The 17,275-nt window shown below is 45.2% G+C and carries 12 protein-coding genes and 1 pseudogene; 11 read left to right on the top strand and 2 right to left on the bottom strand.

Annotated features, from left to right (window positions below; translation table 11 throughout):
* The first annotated feature begins 92 nt into the window (after positions 1-92).
* The 6 genes and pseudogenes from ACVBDY_RS20400 to ACVBDY_RS20375 form a co-directional block, all read left to right on the top strand.
* Entirely contained in the window at positions 93-1,058 is a 966-nt protein-coding gene (locus ACVBDY_RS20400; protein ID WP_447177321.1) for a glycoside hydrolase family 130 protein, read from the top strand.
* 20 nt (positions 1,059-1,078) lie between these two features.
* Positions 1,079-2,245 (top strand): carbohydrate-binding family 9-like protein, encoded by a 1,167-nt coding sequence (locus tag ACVBDY_RS20395; RefSeq protein WP_447177320.1) that lies wholly within the window; start codon positions 1,079-1,081, stop codon positions 2,243-2,245.
* Between the two features lie 4 nt (positions 2,246-2,249).
* On the top strand, positions 2,250-3,368 hold the full coding sequence (locus ACVBDY_RS20390; RefSeq protein ID WP_447177319.1) for a putative glycoside hydrolase: 1,119 nt from the start codon (positions 2,250-2,252) through the stop codon (positions 3,366-3,368).
* Positions 3,369-3,438: 70 nt separating this feature from the next.
* On the top strand, positions 3,439-4,464 hold the full coding sequence (locus ACVBDY_RS20385) for a glycosylasparaginase (protein WP_447177318.1): 1,026 nt from the start codon (positions 3,439-3,441) through the stop codon (positions 4,462-4,464).
* A gap of 130 nt (positions 4,465-4,594) precedes the next feature.
* The gene (locus ACVBDY_RS20380) at positions 4,595-6,916 is read left to right on the top strand and encodes a glycoside hydrolase family 20 protein (RefSeq protein ID WP_447177317.1); all 2,322 of its coding nucleotides are present in this window, start codon (positions 4,595-4,597) and stop codon (positions 6,914-6,916) included.
* A 24-nt stretch (positions 6,917-6,940) separates the two neighbouring features.
* Positions 6,941-9,190, top strand: a pseudogene (locus ACVBDY_RS20375) (GH92 family glycosyl hydrolase); the annotation flags it as partial.
* A 57-nt stretch (positions 9,191-9,247) separates the two neighbouring features.
* Here the strand turns inward: ACVBDY_RS20375 and ACVBDY_RS20370 are convergent.
* Entirely contained in the window at positions 9,248-9,994 is a 747-nt protein-coding gene (locus ACVBDY_RS20370; RefSeq protein WP_447177316.1) for a class I SAM-dependent methyltransferase, read from the bottom strand.
* Between the two features lie 133 nt (positions 9,995-10,127).
* Between ACVBDY_RS20370 and ACVBDY_RS20365 the strand changes: the two genes are divergently transcribed.
* From ACVBDY_RS20365 to ACVBDY_RS20355, 3 genes are all read left to right on the top strand, one after another.
* Positions 10,128-10,619: a YkgJ family cysteine cluster protein gene (locus ACVBDY_RS20365; RefSeq protein ID WP_447177315.1), complete on the top strand. Its 492-nt coding sequence runs from the start codon at positions 10,128-10,130 to the stop codon at positions 10,617-10,619.
* 503 nt (positions 10,620-11,122) lie between these two features.
* Positions 11,123-14,194: a SusC/RagA family TonB-linked outer membrane protein gene (locus ACVBDY_RS20360; RefSeq protein ID WP_447177314.1), complete on the top strand. Its 3,072-nt coding sequence runs from the start codon at positions 11,123-11,125 to the stop codon at positions 14,192-14,194.
* A 2-nt stretch (positions 14,195-14,196) separates the two neighbouring features.
* Positions 14,197-15,801 carry a SusD/RagB family nutrient-binding outer membrane lipoprotein gene (locus ACVBDY_RS20355; protein ID WP_447177313.1) on the top strand — a complete coding sequence of 535 codons (1,605 nt, stop codon included), beginning with the start codon at positions 14,197-14,199 and terminating at the stop codon, positions 15,799-15,801.
* A 68-nt stretch (positions 15,802-15,869) separates the two neighbouring features.
* Here ACVBDY_RS20355 and ACVBDY_RS20350 read toward each other — a convergent pair whose 3' ends face one another.
* Positions 15,870-16,325 carry an XrtF-associated fRMsr-like GAF protein gene (locus tag ACVBDY_RS20350; protein WP_447177312.1) on the bottom strand — a complete coding sequence of 152 codons (456 nt, stop codon included), beginning with the start codon at positions 16,323-16,325 and terminating at the stop codon, positions 15,870-15,872.
* Between the two features lie 169 nt (positions 16,326-16,494).
* Between ACVBDY_RS20350 and ACVBDY_RS20345 the strand changes: the two genes are divergently transcribed.
* Both ACVBDY_RS20345 and ACVBDY_RS20340 read left to right on the top strand, forming a co-directional pair.
* A complete protein-coding gene (locus ACVBDY_RS20345; RefSeq protein ID WP_447177311.1) occupies positions 16,495-16,755 on the top strand; it encodes a hypothetical protein in 261 nt (86 codons plus the stop codon).
* 62 nt (positions 16,756-16,817) lie between these two features.
* Positions 16,818-17,231: an HYC_CC_PP family protein gene (locus tag ACVBDY_RS20340; RefSeq protein WP_447177310.1), complete on the top strand. Its 414-nt coding sequence runs from the start codon at positions 16,818-16,820 to the stop codon at positions 17,229-17,231.
* Positions 17,232-17,275: the final 44 nt, after the last annotated feature.

The raw sequence follows: 17,275 nt of genomic DNA, 5'->3' as shown, positions 1-17,275 counted from the left end.
GTGCAGATTTATCGGTAAATCCACCCAGATCGAATTTTGTCACGCATTAAACTAAAAAAGTCTAAATATCTAAAATCTAATATCTAACATCTATGAACACTATACCCTGGCAGGACCGACCGGAAGATTGTAAAGACGTTATGTGGCGTTACAGCGCAAACCCGATCATAGACAGGTATGCCATTCCCTCATCCAACAGTATTTTTAACAGTGCCGTAGTACCTTTTGAAGATGGATTTGCAGGTGTTTTCCGTTGCGATAACAAGGCCGTGCAGATGAATATCTTTGCCGGGTTCAGTAAGGACGGCATAAACTGGGAGATCGAACACGAACCCATAGCGTTTATGGCGGGCAATACCGAAATGATCGACTCCGATTACAAATACGATCCCAGGGTGACGTTTATCGAAGACCGTTACTGGATCACCTGGTGTAACGGCTATCACGGTCCGACTATCGGTATCGGTTATACTTTCGATTTTAAAGAATTTTACCAGTGTGAGAACGCTTTCCTGCCTTTTAACCGTAACGGCGTGTTATTTCCGGAGAAGATCAACGGTAAATATGCCATGCTGAGCAGACCGAGCGATAATGGCCATACGCCATTCGGGGATATTTATATCAGCTATAGTCCCGATATGAAATACTGGGGAGAGCATCGCTGCGTTATGAAGGTAACCCCTTTTGTGGACAGTGCATGGCAATGTACCAAAATAGGAGCCGGACCTATCCCGATCCTTACCAACGAAGGTTGGTTGCTGTTCTATCACGGGGTTATTAATACCTGTAACGGTTTCCGCTATTCCGTAGGCGCCGCCCTGTTGGATAAGAACGAGCCGGACAAGGTAAAATACAGAACACAACCTTACCTCCTGGGACCGGCCGAGACTTATGAAATGGTAGGCGATGTACCTAATGTAGTGTTCCCGTGTGCAGCATTACATTCGCACAAAGAAGACAAGCTGGCCCTGTACTATGGTGCAGCTGACACCGTAACGGCAATGGCATTCGGACGTATAAGCGAAATTGTCCGTTTTATAAAAGAAAACAGCCTGTAACCCGACCTAAACGAAAACCAATGGCAAAAATACACCGGACTATTTCTACAAAACCCTGCTCCCGTACAGACACACGGCTGTGTGTCTCCACCTGCTGTAACGATCTGAGAAAAATGATGGCCCCGTTGGCAATGACATTTTTTTTATGCCTGAACACATTCGCCCAGGAAGAAATCACACCGCCCCGGAAATATGTAGCCCATAAAACCTCCGAAACCATCACGGTAGACGGAAAGGGAGAGGAAGAATCCTGGGAAAAAATAGCATGGAGCGAGGATTTTATAGATATTGAAGGAGACAAAACCCCTGCCTATAAAACCAATGTGAAGATGCTGTGGGATGAAGAATACCTGTATTTCTATGCCGAAATGGAAGAGCCCCATGTATGGGCAACTCTGAAACAACGTGATACCGTAATTTTCTATAATAACGATTTCGAGATTTTTATAGACCCGGACGGGGATACGCACAACTATATGGAGTTTGAGATGAATGCCTTGAATACCATATGGGATTTATATCTTGTAAAGCCGTACAGAGAAAGTGCCCCGGTCATAGATAGCTGGGATATACAGGGGATAAAAACCGCGGTTCATGTGGACGGAACATTAAATGATGCGGGCGATACCGATAAGGGTTGGAGCGTAGAAATAGCCATGCCCTGGCAAGTACTGGTTGAAGCTCATAGCAGTACATCTCCAAATACCCCTGAAAATGAGTTCTGGAGGATAAATTTTTCCAGGGTCAACTGGGATTTTGACCTGGTGGATGGCAAATATCAACGCAAAAAAGGCGAAAACGGAAAATACCTGCCGGAGTACAACTGGGTTTGGTCGCCACAATGGGTAATAAACATGCACGAACCGGAATGGTGGGGCTATGTTTATTTTTCCGGCAAAAAACCGGGAGAGGCCGAGGAGTTCCGCATTCCGGAAGACGAAAAAATAAAATGGAAGCTCTATACCTTGTATCGTAAACAGAAACAGTATTTTCAGGAAAAAGGTACATGGATAACTTCCATACGACAATTGGTAGACAAGCCCGTTGTCGTTGACGGAAAACCGGTAAAAACAGCCCTCGAAGTGCATAGCGAAGGCTGGAATATAACAGCTGTAAGCCCTTTTACCGGGAACCTTCTTGTTTTGAAGGAAGATGGAAAATTCACCAGTAAAACGACTAACAAATAATCTTATGAAAATCTTAAAACTCACTGTGTTTTGTGCCCTCATATGCCTTGTTTCCTGTGGAAAACAGGAAAAAGCTACAGGGGGAAAAGAAGAAAAAGACATCTCCGGCAACACTGCCGAAAAAGCCTTCAAATACTGGACGTGGATCACTGCCGATGCTAAAAGGACAGATGATTCGTACCGGAAAGAATTTGCCAAATATAAGAGTAATGGCCTGGATGCAGTACTCATTAATACCAACACGGATCCCGAACTGTTGGGAAGATTAACTCCCCTTGCCGATGAAGCCGGCCTGGAAGTACATGCCTGGATTATGGCCATGAACCGTCCCGGGGACTCCGTGGCCCTGCAACATCCGGATTGGTATGCCGTGAGCCGTGAAGGAAAATCCTGTTTCGATCACAGGCCTTATGTAGACTACTACCAGTGGCTTTGCCCTACCAGGGAAGAATCCCGGAACCATGTGTTGGGGTTGGTGGAAGGCCTGGCCAAAGTAAAAGGAGTAGCCAGTGTACACCTCGATTATATCCGTTTTCCCGATATCTTCCTTCCTATAGGGCTGTTACCGAAATATGACCTGGAACAAAAAACAGAACTTCCGGAATTCGATTTTTGTTATTGTGATGCCTGTGTGGCCGAATTCGAAAAAATACACCATAAGGACCCCAGGGAATTCAAAGACCCTGCCCTGGATATGGAATGGAAGCAATTCCGCCTGAACAAAATAAGGGCAGTAGTCAATGATGCTTACGAAATTGCCCATGAGAATGGTAAAATACTCACAGCCGCAGTATTTCCCTATCCGGAAATGGCAGACCATATGGTGCGCCAGCGTTGGGATAAATGGAATATTGACGTAGTGCTGCCCATGATCTATCACAATTTCTATAATGAAGAGACCGATTGGATAGGTTTTGCCACAAAACAGGGGGTACAGGACCTGAAAGACAAAAAAACCGAACTCCACACCGGGATCTATGTTCCCGAAATGTCTCCCGAAGAAATAAAAGAAGCCGTAAAACTCGCAAAAGAGAACGGGGCTAAAGGCGTCTCATTCTTTGACGGCCCCGCGCTTACCGATGGTATGCTGAAAGCGATCAAAGAAACCAAAGAAGGGCGATAGTGCCGGTTTTTTGAATGTATTAATAGTTGCCCGTGACATCGACGGAGATATAACAGAAAATATACCTGCTATGATAGACAGACGTAAATTTATCACAAAAACTGCCCTCGGGACGGTAGCGGTGGGAACACTCTACAGCTGCGTGGACAATGGTATAAAACCCCACGACCCTCAGAAAAAATCCGGAGTTGCTTCCGGTGACGATAAACCGGTTAAGAAACCTGTATTGATATCTACTTGGAATCACGGGTTACCGGCCAATGAAGAAGCCTGGAAAACACTTAAAAACGGCGGGTCCGGTCTGGATGCCGTGGAAGCCGGGGTAATGACCGCCGAAGCCGATCCGAAGGTTTCCAGTGTGGGCTATGGCGGATGGCCCGACAGGGAGGGAAAAGTTACCCTAGATGCCTGTATCATGGATCACCAGAGCAATTGCGGTTCTGTAGCTTTTTTACAGGATATAAAACACCCGATATCCGTAGCGAGAAAAGTGATGGAAAAAACCCCGCATATCATGCTTGTAGGGGAAGGAGCAAAGCAGTTTGCACTGGAAGAAGGCTTTAAAGAAGAAAATCTGCTTACCGAAGATGCCGAGAAAGCATACAGGGAATGGCTGGAAAAATCCGAATACAAACCGGTTATTAACATAGAAAACCACGATACCATAAGTATGCTGGCCATAGATGAGAAGGGCGACCTTTACGGAGCCTGTACGACCAGTGGAGCAGCCTGGAAAGTACATGGGCGGGTAGGGGATTCTCCCATTATCGGGGCCGGATTGTTCCTGGACAACGAAGTGGGAAGTGCTGCCGCCACAGGGCTTGGAGAAGCTGTAATGCGGACCTCCGGAAGCGCTATGGTAGTGGAACTCATGCGCCAGGGGAAAAGTCCCATGGAGGCGTGTAAGGAAATCGTGGAACGCATCTATAAAATATACAAAAACCGTCCCGATCTGGAATATTTGCAAATAGGCTTTATCGCGCTGAATAAACAAGGCGAATACGGGGCCTATTGCCTGCGTCCCGGATTTAATTATGCCGTTTACGATGAAAAGGACGGAAATCGCCTGATAGACGGCGAATATAAGATTTCATAATCCCCCTATGATTTTCCTGTGGGGCCTTTACCGGCTCTGCGGGAATTTTTTAATAACCCGGATTTTTCACATGTTCCGTACTTCTGTGTATTTCTTCAAATCTCAATGATCCGGACCTAATTCAGGAAAAATGAAAGTAAACCCGATATATCCTTATATTCTGGCTTTGGCCTTACTGTTCTCCGGATGTGACCGCCCGGAAAAAATAACGTTTAAGGAAAGTGACATCTCTATAATCCCCCGACCGAAAGAACTGAAGTTCCGGGAAGGAGCTTTTGTGTTTGACAGGGAAACCGTTTTTGTAACCGGAGAAGAATACCGGAAGATCGCGGAGATATTGACCGGAAAATTTCGCAAAGCAGCCGGATGGGAACCGGAAATAGTGAATTCCGTACCTTCCGGGAATTATGTAGCGTTCCGAAAAGATGAAAACCTGGAAGATGAAGCCTATGCACTTCATATTAACAAAAATGCGGTAACCATATCCGCTGCCGGGTATTCCGGTTTGCTGTATGGCCTAGAAAGTTTACGGCAGTTGCTGCCAGTGGAAATAGAAAGCGCGGCTTTACAGGGTAACATGACCTGGGCTGTTCCCACAGTGAACATTCAGGATAGCCCGAGATTTCCGTGGCGTGGCCTTATGCTCGACGTTTCCAGGCACTTTTTCCCGAAAGAATATATACTGAAAGTCATAGACGGACTGGCGCTCCACAAAATGAATGTACTGCATTTCCACCTCGTGGACGACCAGGGATGGCGGATAGAAATAAAAAAATACCCGAAGCTTACCGAAGTCGGGGCCTATCGTGTAGATAAAGAAGACATGCACTGGAATGCCCGTCCCACACCCGATTCTTCTGAAAAAGCTACGTATGGCGGGTTCTATACCCGGGAGGACATAAAGGAAATTGTGGCTTATGCCGGAGAAAAAGGAATAGAAGTCGTGCCGGAGATAGAAATGCCGGCCCACGTCATGAGCGCCATAGCCGCTTATCCGGAATTGTCCTGCAAAGGCGAACCGATCATGGTACCTCCCGGTGGCGTGTGGCCTATTACCGATATCTATTGCGCGGGAAAAGACTCGACTTTCGACTTCCTCGAAAATGTTCTGACGGAAGTGATGGGGCTATTTCCTTCCAAATATATTCATGTAGGTGGAGACGAAGCAACCAAAACCAACTGGAAAACCTGTCCGCATTGTCAGAAACGGATAAAAGAAGAAGGGCTTGCTGGTGTGGAAGAACTGCAAAGCTACTTTATGAAACGCATCGAGAAATTTGTCAGTTCTAAAGGTAGGGTGATGCTCGGTTGGGATGAAATACTTGAAGGCGGACTCGCACCCGGGGCTACCGTGATGAGCTGGAGAGGTATACAAGGCGGATGGGAAGCATCCGGACAGGGACACGATGTGGTGATGACCCCGGTGTCTCACTGCTATTTCGATTATTACCAGGGCCCACAGGATTCCGAACCCCTGGCATTCAACGCGTACACTCCCCTGAGTAAAGTATATGAATTCGACCCTGTGGTAGATTCCATGAGTGTAGACCAGGCCAGGCACGTACTGGGTGGCCAGGCCAATCTGTGGTCCGAATACATTCCCACAACTTCACATTCCGAATATATGACCTATCCGAGGCTGACCGCCCTTGCGGAGACCGTGTGGAGCCCGAAAGAAGACCGGAACTGGAAAGACTTTACATCCAGGCTGGAACATATGTTTAAGAGATATGACGAACTCGGGATCAATTATGCCAGAAGTGCTTATACCATAATGGCAGACGCCAGAGTGGACGAAGACCAGAAAGTGACGGTAGTCCTGAAAACCGAATTTCCGGATACGGATATCCGTTACGTGCTTAATGAAGAAAATCTCGCTTCCGCCAGAAAATATACTACCCCCATAGAAATTACCGGAACAACAAGGGTAAGGGCTCCCCGGTTTGAAAATGATAAACCGGTGGGTAAGGTTTTTGAAAAAACATTTACCTGGCATAAGGCAGTCGGTAAAAAAGTGACCTATGCAAACGAATGGAACAAAAACTATCCCGGATCGGGCACATACAATATGGTCAACGTGTTGCGTGGTGGTAAGGATTTTCACGATGGGCAATGGCAGGCCTGGATAGGTAATGATATGGAAGTGGTCATAGACCTGGAAGAACCTGCAGAACTTACAAAAGTTACCGTCGGATCTATGGAAAACCAGGGAGCGGGAATATACTATCCGATCCGGGTAGAGGTATTGCTCTCTGACGACGGAAAAAATTTTAAAAAAGCAAATGAAATACAACGGGATTATGACAAAAACGGTAACGCCGATCTAAAGGATTTTCCGGTGACCTTTCCTGCACAATCCGCACGTTACGTAAAAGTAAAGGCAACCAACCTGGGAAAGACCCCGAATGGTGGGAACACCTGGCTTTTTGTCGATGAGATTGTAGTGGAGTGACACCCCAAAAACAAACGCAATTACAACACCATGAAAACACTGAAAATATTATCCGTAAGCCTTTTAATGTCCCTTTACACCGGGACTGCCCAGGAGAAACCTGTGGATTACGTGAATCCTTTTATAGGCACCTCCAATTTCGGGGCAACCAATCCGGGGGCTATTGCTCCTAGGGGAATGGCCAGTGTATCACCGTTTAACGTGGCCGGAAAGCAGAATGTATTGGAGAAAGACAGCAGATGGCTTTCCAATCCCTATGTGCATGAAAATACTTTTCTCACGGGGTTTACCCATGTCAATCTAAGTGGTGTAGGATGCCCGGACCTGGGAGTCATCATCACTATGCCTACCACGGGAGATCTGGAAACCGATCACCTGGAATACGGAACAACCTACACCGATGAGGTGGCCGAAGCGGGATATTACAGTGTGAATTTGTCTGAATATAATGTTCGTGCGGAAGCTACGGCCAGTACAAGGACGGGAGTAACCCGCTATTCATTCCCTGCGGGAAAGTCCAATATACTACTCAATCTTGGCCTGGGGTTGACCAATGAGCAGGGAGCAATGGTAAAAGTGGTTTCTCCTACCGAAATAGAAGGAATGCGAGCCGTGGGGTCTTTCTGTTACAACAGCCCCGAACATGCATATCCGGTATATTTTGTGGCGAAGTTTTCCATCCCTGCCGAAGAATTTGGTATATGGAAAAAGCCGGCTACTTACGAAGGTGTGGAAGCCGAATGGATGACCTACAATGGTAAAACCCGTATGATGAAAGGCTTTACCCGTGAGGTGATGGGAGACAGTATAGGCGCCTATTTCCGGTACGATTTTAAAAAACCGACCCAGGTAGAAGTTCAGATAGGGGTGTCTTATGTGAGCATAGACAATGCCAGGGAAAACCTCGAAAAAGAAGCAGGCGGGCTCTCATTTGACGCGGTTTACGAAAAAACGAAGAATGCCTGGAACGAACAGCTTTCCAGGATAGAAGTAGAAGGCGGGACCGAAGACGATAAAACCATTTTTTACACGGCCTTGTACCATACGCTCATCCACCCGAACATATTCAATGATATTAACGGGGAATACCCGGAGATCGCTACGGGAAAGATCGGGAAGACTGACAAACGCCGTTTTACGGTGTTCTCTCTCTGGGATACCTATCGCAATTATCACCAGTTTATGAGCCTTATTTATCCCGACCAACAGTTGGAAATGGTGAAAAGCATGCTCGATATGTATGATGAAAACGGCTGGCTGCCCAAATGGGAGCTCAACTCCACGGAGACCTTTACCATGGTAGGCGATCCGGCTTCTGTAGTTCTTGCAGATACCTATCTGCGGGGACTTACCGGTTTTAATGTGGAAAAAGCCTATGAAGCAATGAAAAAAGGAGCAACCACTACAGAAAATAATCCACTGCGCCCTGGCCTGGACGACTATATCCGCGATGGCTATGTAAATACCGAAAGCCCGGTAGACGGGTCCGTTTCTACCACACAGGAATACAATATTTCCGATTACGCCCTGGCACAACTGGCCAGAGCGTTGGGTAAAAAAGAGGATTATAAATTGTTTCATGAACGGTCCTTGTCTTACCGCAAGCTATTCGACAAAAAGATGAAAGTCCTTCGTCCCCGGACAGCGGACGGAAGCTGGTACGAACCTTTTGACCCACTGCAAGGGGCAAACTTTGAAAAGAATATAGGTTTTATAGAAGGTAATGCCTGGCAATATGTATTTATGGCTCCACATGATATAAAGGGACTGATAAAACTGACAGGAGGAAATAAGAACTTTGTAAATCAGCTCGACTATATTTTTGATGAAGGGCACTACGATATGGCCAATGAACCCGACATTGCCTATCCTTTTCTTTACAACTATGTAAAGGGAAGCGAATGGAAGGCGCAGAAACGGGTACGCGAGTTGTTGGATACGTATTATAAAAATGCTCCCGACGGTCTTCCCGGCAACGATGATACGGGGACCATGTCGGCCTGGGCCATTTATGCCATGATGGGAATATACCCGGTAACGCCGGCCAACCCGGAATATACCTTTGTTACTCCCAGGTTTAGCAAAGTAACCATTCACCTGGATACCGATTACTATCCGAAGGACAAACTGATCATTACCAGTGACAATCCCGGAGAAGGAAGATATATCGATAAAATAATAGTTAACGGGAAAGAGCACCAGGGATATTTTATTTCTGATAAGAAATTATTAAGTGCCGGCGAGATACTTTTTCATTCAAGTAAGAAGCATTAAAGCAGCCCTGTAATTTATCGTTAACCGCGATAAGAGCGCGAAGTATGTTAACCGGGCTTACAGTAAAGAAGCGTTACAAAGCCTCGCCAGATAATCATAATGTTCCCCCTGACATACGAGTTCACAGTTTAGCCCGTTGGAAACGGCAGCATTTTGCAGCGTATTATAATCGGCATAAAGCCAGGGGAATCCGGGGCTTTGCATACCTTTGTATTTCATGCGAAATTCAACTTCACCGTAATATTCAGGGGAAGAGGGTATCCAGTGTCCACCGTCTTCATCCTCGTCGAACATATAAATAATGTCGGAGGAATCCAGCAATATCTGCCCACCCTCGTTCAGCAGGCTTTTGAGGTGCGATAGAAAGTTATCGATGTATGCCAGTTTTCCGCATATACCCAACCCGTTCATCAGTAAGAGTACAGTATCGAATTTTGCTCCGTTATACCGCATGATATCCTGAACAAAAACATGATTAAGTCCTCTTGACTTACAGACTTCCACTGCTCCCGGAGAGGTGTCTATGGCCGTGACATCAAGCTTTTTCTCTTTTTCGAGATATAAAGCATGACTTCCCGCACCACATCCTACGTCCAGGACTTTTCCGCATGCCAGTTGAAGGGCCTTCTGTTCTGTTTTTGGCATTTCCTCATAATTACGGAACAGGTAGGGAAGCGGTAACTCGTCTTCTTCCGAAATGGAAGTCTCGGTGATAATATCTTCCGTGTAATTTCCCTGCTGGTAATCCCGTAAGGCCGTTCCGATAATATCCGGACCTTCTGCTTTATGTTTTTCCTCCTTCATAAGATGTTAAACAATCTATGTTTATTAAATCACTGGCGCTCGTTTGCAATGAGTGCCCCCTTACTTCGTAATTGCAATTCCCAAAAAAATCATTTACATTTCAAAACCCGATATGAAACATTAATTTTGCATCATGGACGATTTTCTGAAACGGCTGCCACAACTCGCCAAAGATAAACATAAGGAGAACAAGAAATACTTCGCCAGGCTCAAAAAGAAACCGCCGAAGGACCTGGACTATGTAATGCAGGAACTGCACAATGCCGAGTTTGAACGGACCGATTGCCTGAAATGCGCGAACTGCTGTAAAACCACCGGCCCGCTGTTTACCAATGCCGATATAGAACGCATAGCGAAACATTTGAAAATGAAACCACAACAGTTTACGGACACTTATCTTCGTATCGATGAAGACAACGATTACGTATTACAAAGTGTTCCCTGCACTTTTCTCGGCCATAATAATTATTGTTCTATTTACGACGTACGTCCCAAAGCATGCCGTGAATACCCGCATACCGACCGGAAAAAATTCCACCAGATCACCAATCTCACCTTAAATAACACGGCTATCTGCCCTGCAGCCTATAATATCGTTGAGGAAATGAAAAAACGGGGGATTTGAAATAGTGATTTAGTCCTTTAGTTGATTAGTTGTTAGTTTGGATCTGAGTTGCCCCCTACCGGTGCTCGTTTGAGCGTAGTAGAAACAGTACTTATCCAGGCATTTTCGTAACCCTTTCATTCACAAATTCCAGGAACCGTCTATCTTCTTCTGTAAACGGATGCGGCCGTATGCGCGCCGATATCAGGCTGCCCCATATTTTTTCTTTGGATATTTCCCGGTGCTGATAACCATTGTTCCATCTAGGATTTAAGATCTGAAGCTCGTAAAGAATACAACGAGCTCGCCGGCTATATTCCGAACTGCGGAGGAAATGAAGAAAAAGGAGCCAATCAACTGAAACAAAAGATGTTTTGGACTTATTAGGGCTCTTTTGTTTTTCAGCTATGCACAATCGTTATTGGTCGAATTTTTTTGATAAACATTAACTTTAATATAACTTTTATAAAGGCTAATGTTAATAGCGTCTTTAGCTAATGTGAATTAATCTTAATATTTATTGTATGAGAAAGAATTTATTAACAGTTGTACTGTTTTTGTTCTTGTTTTCGGTGCAGGTTGCCAGAGCACAAGGCATTACAGTAACGGGTACTGTCATCAGTGCACAAGATGGCTTGCCGTTGCCGGGAGCCAATGTGGTTCTGAAGGGAACGGATAATGGAACCTCTACCGATTTTGACGGTAATTATACCTTGGATAATGTGCCGGAAGACGGCGTGTTGGTGTTTTCTGTTATGGGATATGCCAGCCAGGAAATACCTGTTGCAGGGCAAACTACAATTGATGTGAAGCTCGAAGAGAGCGCAGAGAAACTAGGTGAAGTAGTAGTTACGGCCCTCGGGATTAATAAGGAGAAACGGAAACTGGCCTATTCGGTTACAGAAGTGGAGAGTGAAGACCTCGCAGTAGCCAGAGAGACCAATGTGGCCAACTCCTTAAGCGGTCGTGTTGCGGGTTTGGTAGTCAAAGGGACGAACAGCGGTCCGGGCGGAACGGCTAATATTACCTTAAGGGGGTTGCCCAGCGTCAGCGGAACGGGGTCTCCGTTGTATGTAATCGACGGTATTCCCATGGACAATACCCAAAGAGGAGCCTCAGGCCAGTGGGGAGGTGCCGATATGGGAGATGGTATAGGGAACCTAAACCCGGACGATATAGAGAAGATGACCGTGCTCAAAGGACAGTCGGCTTCGGCTCTATACGGTTCCAGAGCTTCCAATGGTGTGATCTTGATCACCACTAAAAAAGGAAAAAAAGGAGATGATTGGGCACTCAATTATACAATGAACGCTATGGTTGAGGAAGCTGTAGACCTTACCGATTTTCAGAACATATACGGTCAGGGTACCGGAGGGGTAAGACCAACCACAGCATCTAATGCACAGGGAACAAACAGGTTTGCCTGGGGAGAGCGTATGGATGGTGGTGACGTTATCGGTTATGACGGGCAACAGTACAATTATGTTCCGGCCAAAAACAGCTATCTGGACTTTTACAGAACCGGATCCAATATCACCAATAGTGTATCGGTCTCCAAAGGAACAGAATCGGGGACTTTTCGCTTATCCATGTCTAACCTGACCTCAAAAGCCATTGTCCCTAACAGCGATTTAAAAAGGAATACGATTACACTCAACGTCGATCAGAATATAACCGATAAGCTCAATGTATCGGCTATGGTGAATTATATAGATCAGCGGACGGACAATGCTCCTTATTTGAGCGATGGCCCGAGAAACCCCAATAATTTTATATTTCTCGCGCCTAATGTAGATCAAACGATATTCGCTCCAGGCTATGATCCTGAAACGGGTGCAGAAACCGTATTTAGCGACGACAATTACGTGACTAATCCCTATTTTATAACAGAGCGGGGAATAAACGATATAAACAGGAGGCGTCTCATATCCATGTTGAGCGCAAAATATAATTTTACATCCCGAATCTACGCCATGCTGCGGGTAGGTAACGATGTGTCGAATGATAAAGTCTTTAACGTAGAACCTACGGGGCTGGCATATACCCCGGATCTGGAAGGTGCTTTAATTGCCAGGGGACAATCGGAAAGGTCGGAATTAAATGTAGACGGTATGTTTGGCGCTACGGTAGATCTTACCGAGGATATAGAGTTGGACGCCCTTGCAGGTGCCAGTTTGAGAAAGAACAAGTACGAGTCCGTGATCCTAAACGGGTCGCAGTTTGTTATACCCTTTTTATATTCGCCTACAAACCTTAGAACTTACAATAGGGAATACATCTTTAACGAAAGAGAAGTACACTCTGCTTACTACTCTGTAGGCCTGGGTTATAAAGACTTTCTTACCTTAACTACCACGGGGCGTTATGATGTGTATTCTACTTTATCCTCGCCGGGCGGGTCCGATAATAATTTGTTTTCCCCATCGGTAACAGGGGCTTTTATTTTTAGTGATCTTTTAAATACGGAAAGTCTTACTTTCGGTAAACTCAGGGCTTCTTATGCAGTAACCAGTGGTGAGCCCACCGAGGCTTATCAAAACCGGTTCTATTACACTTCCGGAAATACGTACAGCGGAGTACCCACCGGAGAGTCGCCCTTAGAATTGCCTAATACCGATTTAAAACCTTTCAGCACAAGCGAAGTGGAATTCGGACTGGAACTCAGTTTCTTTAATAACAGACTGTCATTCGACGTGGCTTATTTCGACAAGAAGACAAAGGATGAGATTATAGCTACGAATACCAGTATTGCCTCAGGTTTTAACAGTGGTTGGGTAGGAACAGGGTCTACGCAAAACAGAGGACTGGAATTCCTCGTGTCCGGAACGCCGATCAGGAGCGATAATTTTTCATGGAGGAGTTCGTTCAATTTCACCTCAGTTAAGAATGAGGTGTTGCAAACCGATGAAGATAATAACCCTATCAACCTGGGACAAAACCGGGCCACTTTGGGAGATGCGGTAACCGCTTATGTAGTAGGTAAAGCCGGGCCTCAGATCATGGCTTATGATTATGCTTATGACGATAACGGAAATATAGTGGTAAATGAGTCCGGTTTGCCGGTAAGAGGAGACCTCAAAACCTGGGGTACCGTACTGCCCACATTCTACGGAGGCTGGAATAACGAATTCCGATATAAGAATTTCACACTGTCTTTCCTCATTGACTTTAACTACGGAAATAAAGTATTATCTGCCACGGAATACTACTCCCAGTACAGGGGGTTACACAAAAACACATTAATAGGAAGGGAGAATGGAATAACGACCAATGGCGTTACGGCATCGGCTGAGAACTACTATCAGGCGCTGGCGCAGAATGTGACCAGAACCAGTATAGTAGATGGAGATTTTATCAAATTCCGGCAGTTATCCATAGGATATACCCTCCCGGATGAATTATTTGAAAAAATGCCGGTTTTAAAAGGAGTAGATATTTCATTGGTAGCGAGAAACCTCTTTTTCCTGATGCGGAAAGCAGATAATATAGACCCTGAGGCCAATTTCGGCTCTACGATCGATTATAGCGGGATTGAAGGAACAAGTTTGCCGTCGACAAGATCATTCGGCGTGAACATTAATTTTAAATTGAATTAATCATGAAGAAATATATAAGCATACTGTCAGCAGCATTTCTCCTGGTTTCAACGGCCTGCGACAGCGATTTTGCAGAGTTGAATACCGATCCGAATAATGCCGATGAAGAATTGTTTGACCCGAATCTGTTACTTCCGAGAGAGTTATACGATTACGGGAATATGACTACCGGATACTCGGGGCCCATACTCTTTCAAAGTATGTGGATACAGATCATGGCTTCTACTTCTACCGGTGGGGCCAATTATTACACCAATGGCGATAAATATGCAATCTCCGGAAGTACTACAACCTATATACAAAGTGCGTGGAATGCCGGTTATGAGGTGACATCGCGTGTTTTTGAAATGCAGAAGCTGGCCGAAGAAAAAGAGATGCCCAATTTGTACGCTCTCGGCGATATTGTGAAAGTCTTAAGCCTGTCATACGTTTCCGATGTATACGGAGATATCCCGTATTCCGAAGCTGGACAGGCAGAAGAAGGAAATACCAGACCGGTTTACGACAGGCAGGAAGATCTGTACCCCGCCATGTTGGAAGATCTCGATGCTGCTATTCTGGCACTGGATGATTCCCGGGATGAGATTACCAGCGATGTGCTTTACGGAGGAGACCTGGATCAATGGCGGAAATTCGGTTATTCCCTTATGCTCAAACTGGCGATGAGAATGGTGGACGTCAACCCGGAATTATCTGTAGAATATGCCAACAAGGCCCTAGCAGGAGGCGTGTTTGAATCTGCTGACGACGAAGCTGTCCTCCCTTCCGATAATACCAATGGTTTTGCCAACAGCAATGCCAATGCCCTTCTCACCGCGGCAGATATATACCAGGTGAGATGGTCTGAAGTTCTGATAGATTATATGCAGGCTATGGACGATCCGAGATTGGCTGTTGTTGCCGAGGTACCGCCAGCAGGTTTATCGGCTAACCAAAACGGTAGTGTTGTGGGAGACAACGACCCGGATTCTCAATTAGGCATGCCCAATGGCTATGACCTGAACGGGGGAAGTACCGATATTTCTACGGAACCTGATTACCCCGGGGGAACAGGTTCCGGAGATGATGCTACCCCTATAGGAAATTACTCCCGCCCTACGGCCATATACAGGGACAGGGATGCGCCTGTATTTGTGCTGACCTACGCCGAAATCCAGCTTTTACTGGCCGAGGCGGCCATACGAGGTGGCTATAATACCGCGCAAACGGCAGCGGAATACTATGAAAACGGGGTAACGGGAGCTATGGTAGCTATCAATAAATTTGGAGGAACACAAATTTCTTCCGGCGATATGGCCGATTATGCAGCTAATAATCCACTCGATACCGGCAGCGAAGAGAATGCCTTGAGAATGATTAACGAACAAATCTGGGCTACAACCGGACTCTTGAATAACTATACCGAAGCGTGGAACAACTGGAAGAGAACCGGGTATCCTGAACTAACCCCGGTAAATTACAATGGAAATTTTGCTAACGGAATGATCCCGGTAAGGCAAATTTACCCGAGTTCAGAAAGTACGACAAACCCGGATAATCTAAGTACTGCCATCTCCAATATGGGTGGAAATACCTGGAATATCCGTGTGTGGTGGGATACGGAATAAGAAACTGAAGGAATATACCCGGTAAATGCCCTCGTTTTTCGGGGGCTTTTATTTTGGTTTCGGTGCTTTTACTTCAATATATCCGAAACCCTGGCGTTTACAAATTCCAGGAACCGTTCATCTTCTTCCGTAAACGGATCGGCCGTATGTGAATCGATATCGATCTGCCCGATATTTTCACCGTTGACAAACAGCGGAATTACGATCTCGGCCTTTACATAAATGCTGCACGCGATGTAATTGTCCTGAGCCTTTACATCAGCGACTACAAAATTCTGGTTAGAAACCGCTACCTGGCCGCATATCCCCTTTCCGAAAGGAATAATAACATGATCCGTAGGCTCCCCGGCGAAAGCGCGGAGTTTTAATTCATCTTTGTCGCCATTCTTAAAATAAAAACCCACCCAGTCATAATACGGGATATTTTTCTTTAAGAGTTTACATACCCCGGTAAGCCGGGCATCTATTGCGGTGTCCCGTTGTAAAATAGTTTCTACCTGTGGTCTCAGTTCTTCAAAAGTCATGGAAATACGATTTTGCCGCAAAGTTACTTCATATTTGAAGATTTTCTGCCTAACCTTTAAAGACATTTATATGAGAACTTTTTCAAAAAAAGTATAGTAGTTCCTTTTAGGTGAAATGAAGATGTGTTAGAATAAAATAAGTATGTTTTTAGCTGAAAAATAGAAGTTTTTGATAGGAATAATGAAAGTTTTGGTTCCTACACCCGAAAATTTAGCTTCCAAGGCTAAATTTTTAGGTTTTCCGGTTAAAATTTCAGCTTTTTTTGCTAAAAATATCTTTGTTTTGTTCCAAAGGGAGATTATTTTATCCAAACAGGATATTAACCAACCTGAATATTTAATATTAATACTCAAAATTTTAGGTCCCAAACCTAAATCTTTGGGTCTGAAACCTAAAAAACAGTTAGCGTGGGTGGCCGAAACCAGTTAAGCATGTTAACAATTTCAAAAATAAATTGTTAAAACAAAATATTTTCTACCTTTGTGATCTGGATGAAAAAGTTTTTTCTGAAAATAACATCTTTTTTGCTCGCCTTCCTGGTGTTGCTTTCCACAGTCTCCTTTACCGTGGAAAAGCACTTTTGTGGCAGTTTCCTGGTGGATACAGCACTTTTTTCCAGTGCCGACAGCTGTGGAATGGAAGTGAAGCAGGATGATGGCTATCTGTGTACGGTTACCAAAACTTCCTGTTGTTCCGACGAGACCATATTGATCCAGGGACAGGACACTCTTCAGAAAGTTGTGGACAAGGAATTACACCAGCAGGTGGTATTCCTGAAAACTTTTGTATATACTTACCTCAATCTTTTCGAAGGGCTGGAAGAAAATATAGTTCCCTTCCGGGACTATTCTCCGCCACTCGTCTCACGAGATATACAGGTCCTGAACGATACTTTCCTTATTTAGTTTTTAGCGATGTAATACGTATTGGCGAAATCCTCGCATGGAAG

This window comes from Sinomicrobium halophytocola, from assembly GCF_052983395.1.
Note: the sequence above shows the minus strand (reverse complement) of the source record. Positions and strands in the feature narration are given on the sequence as shown.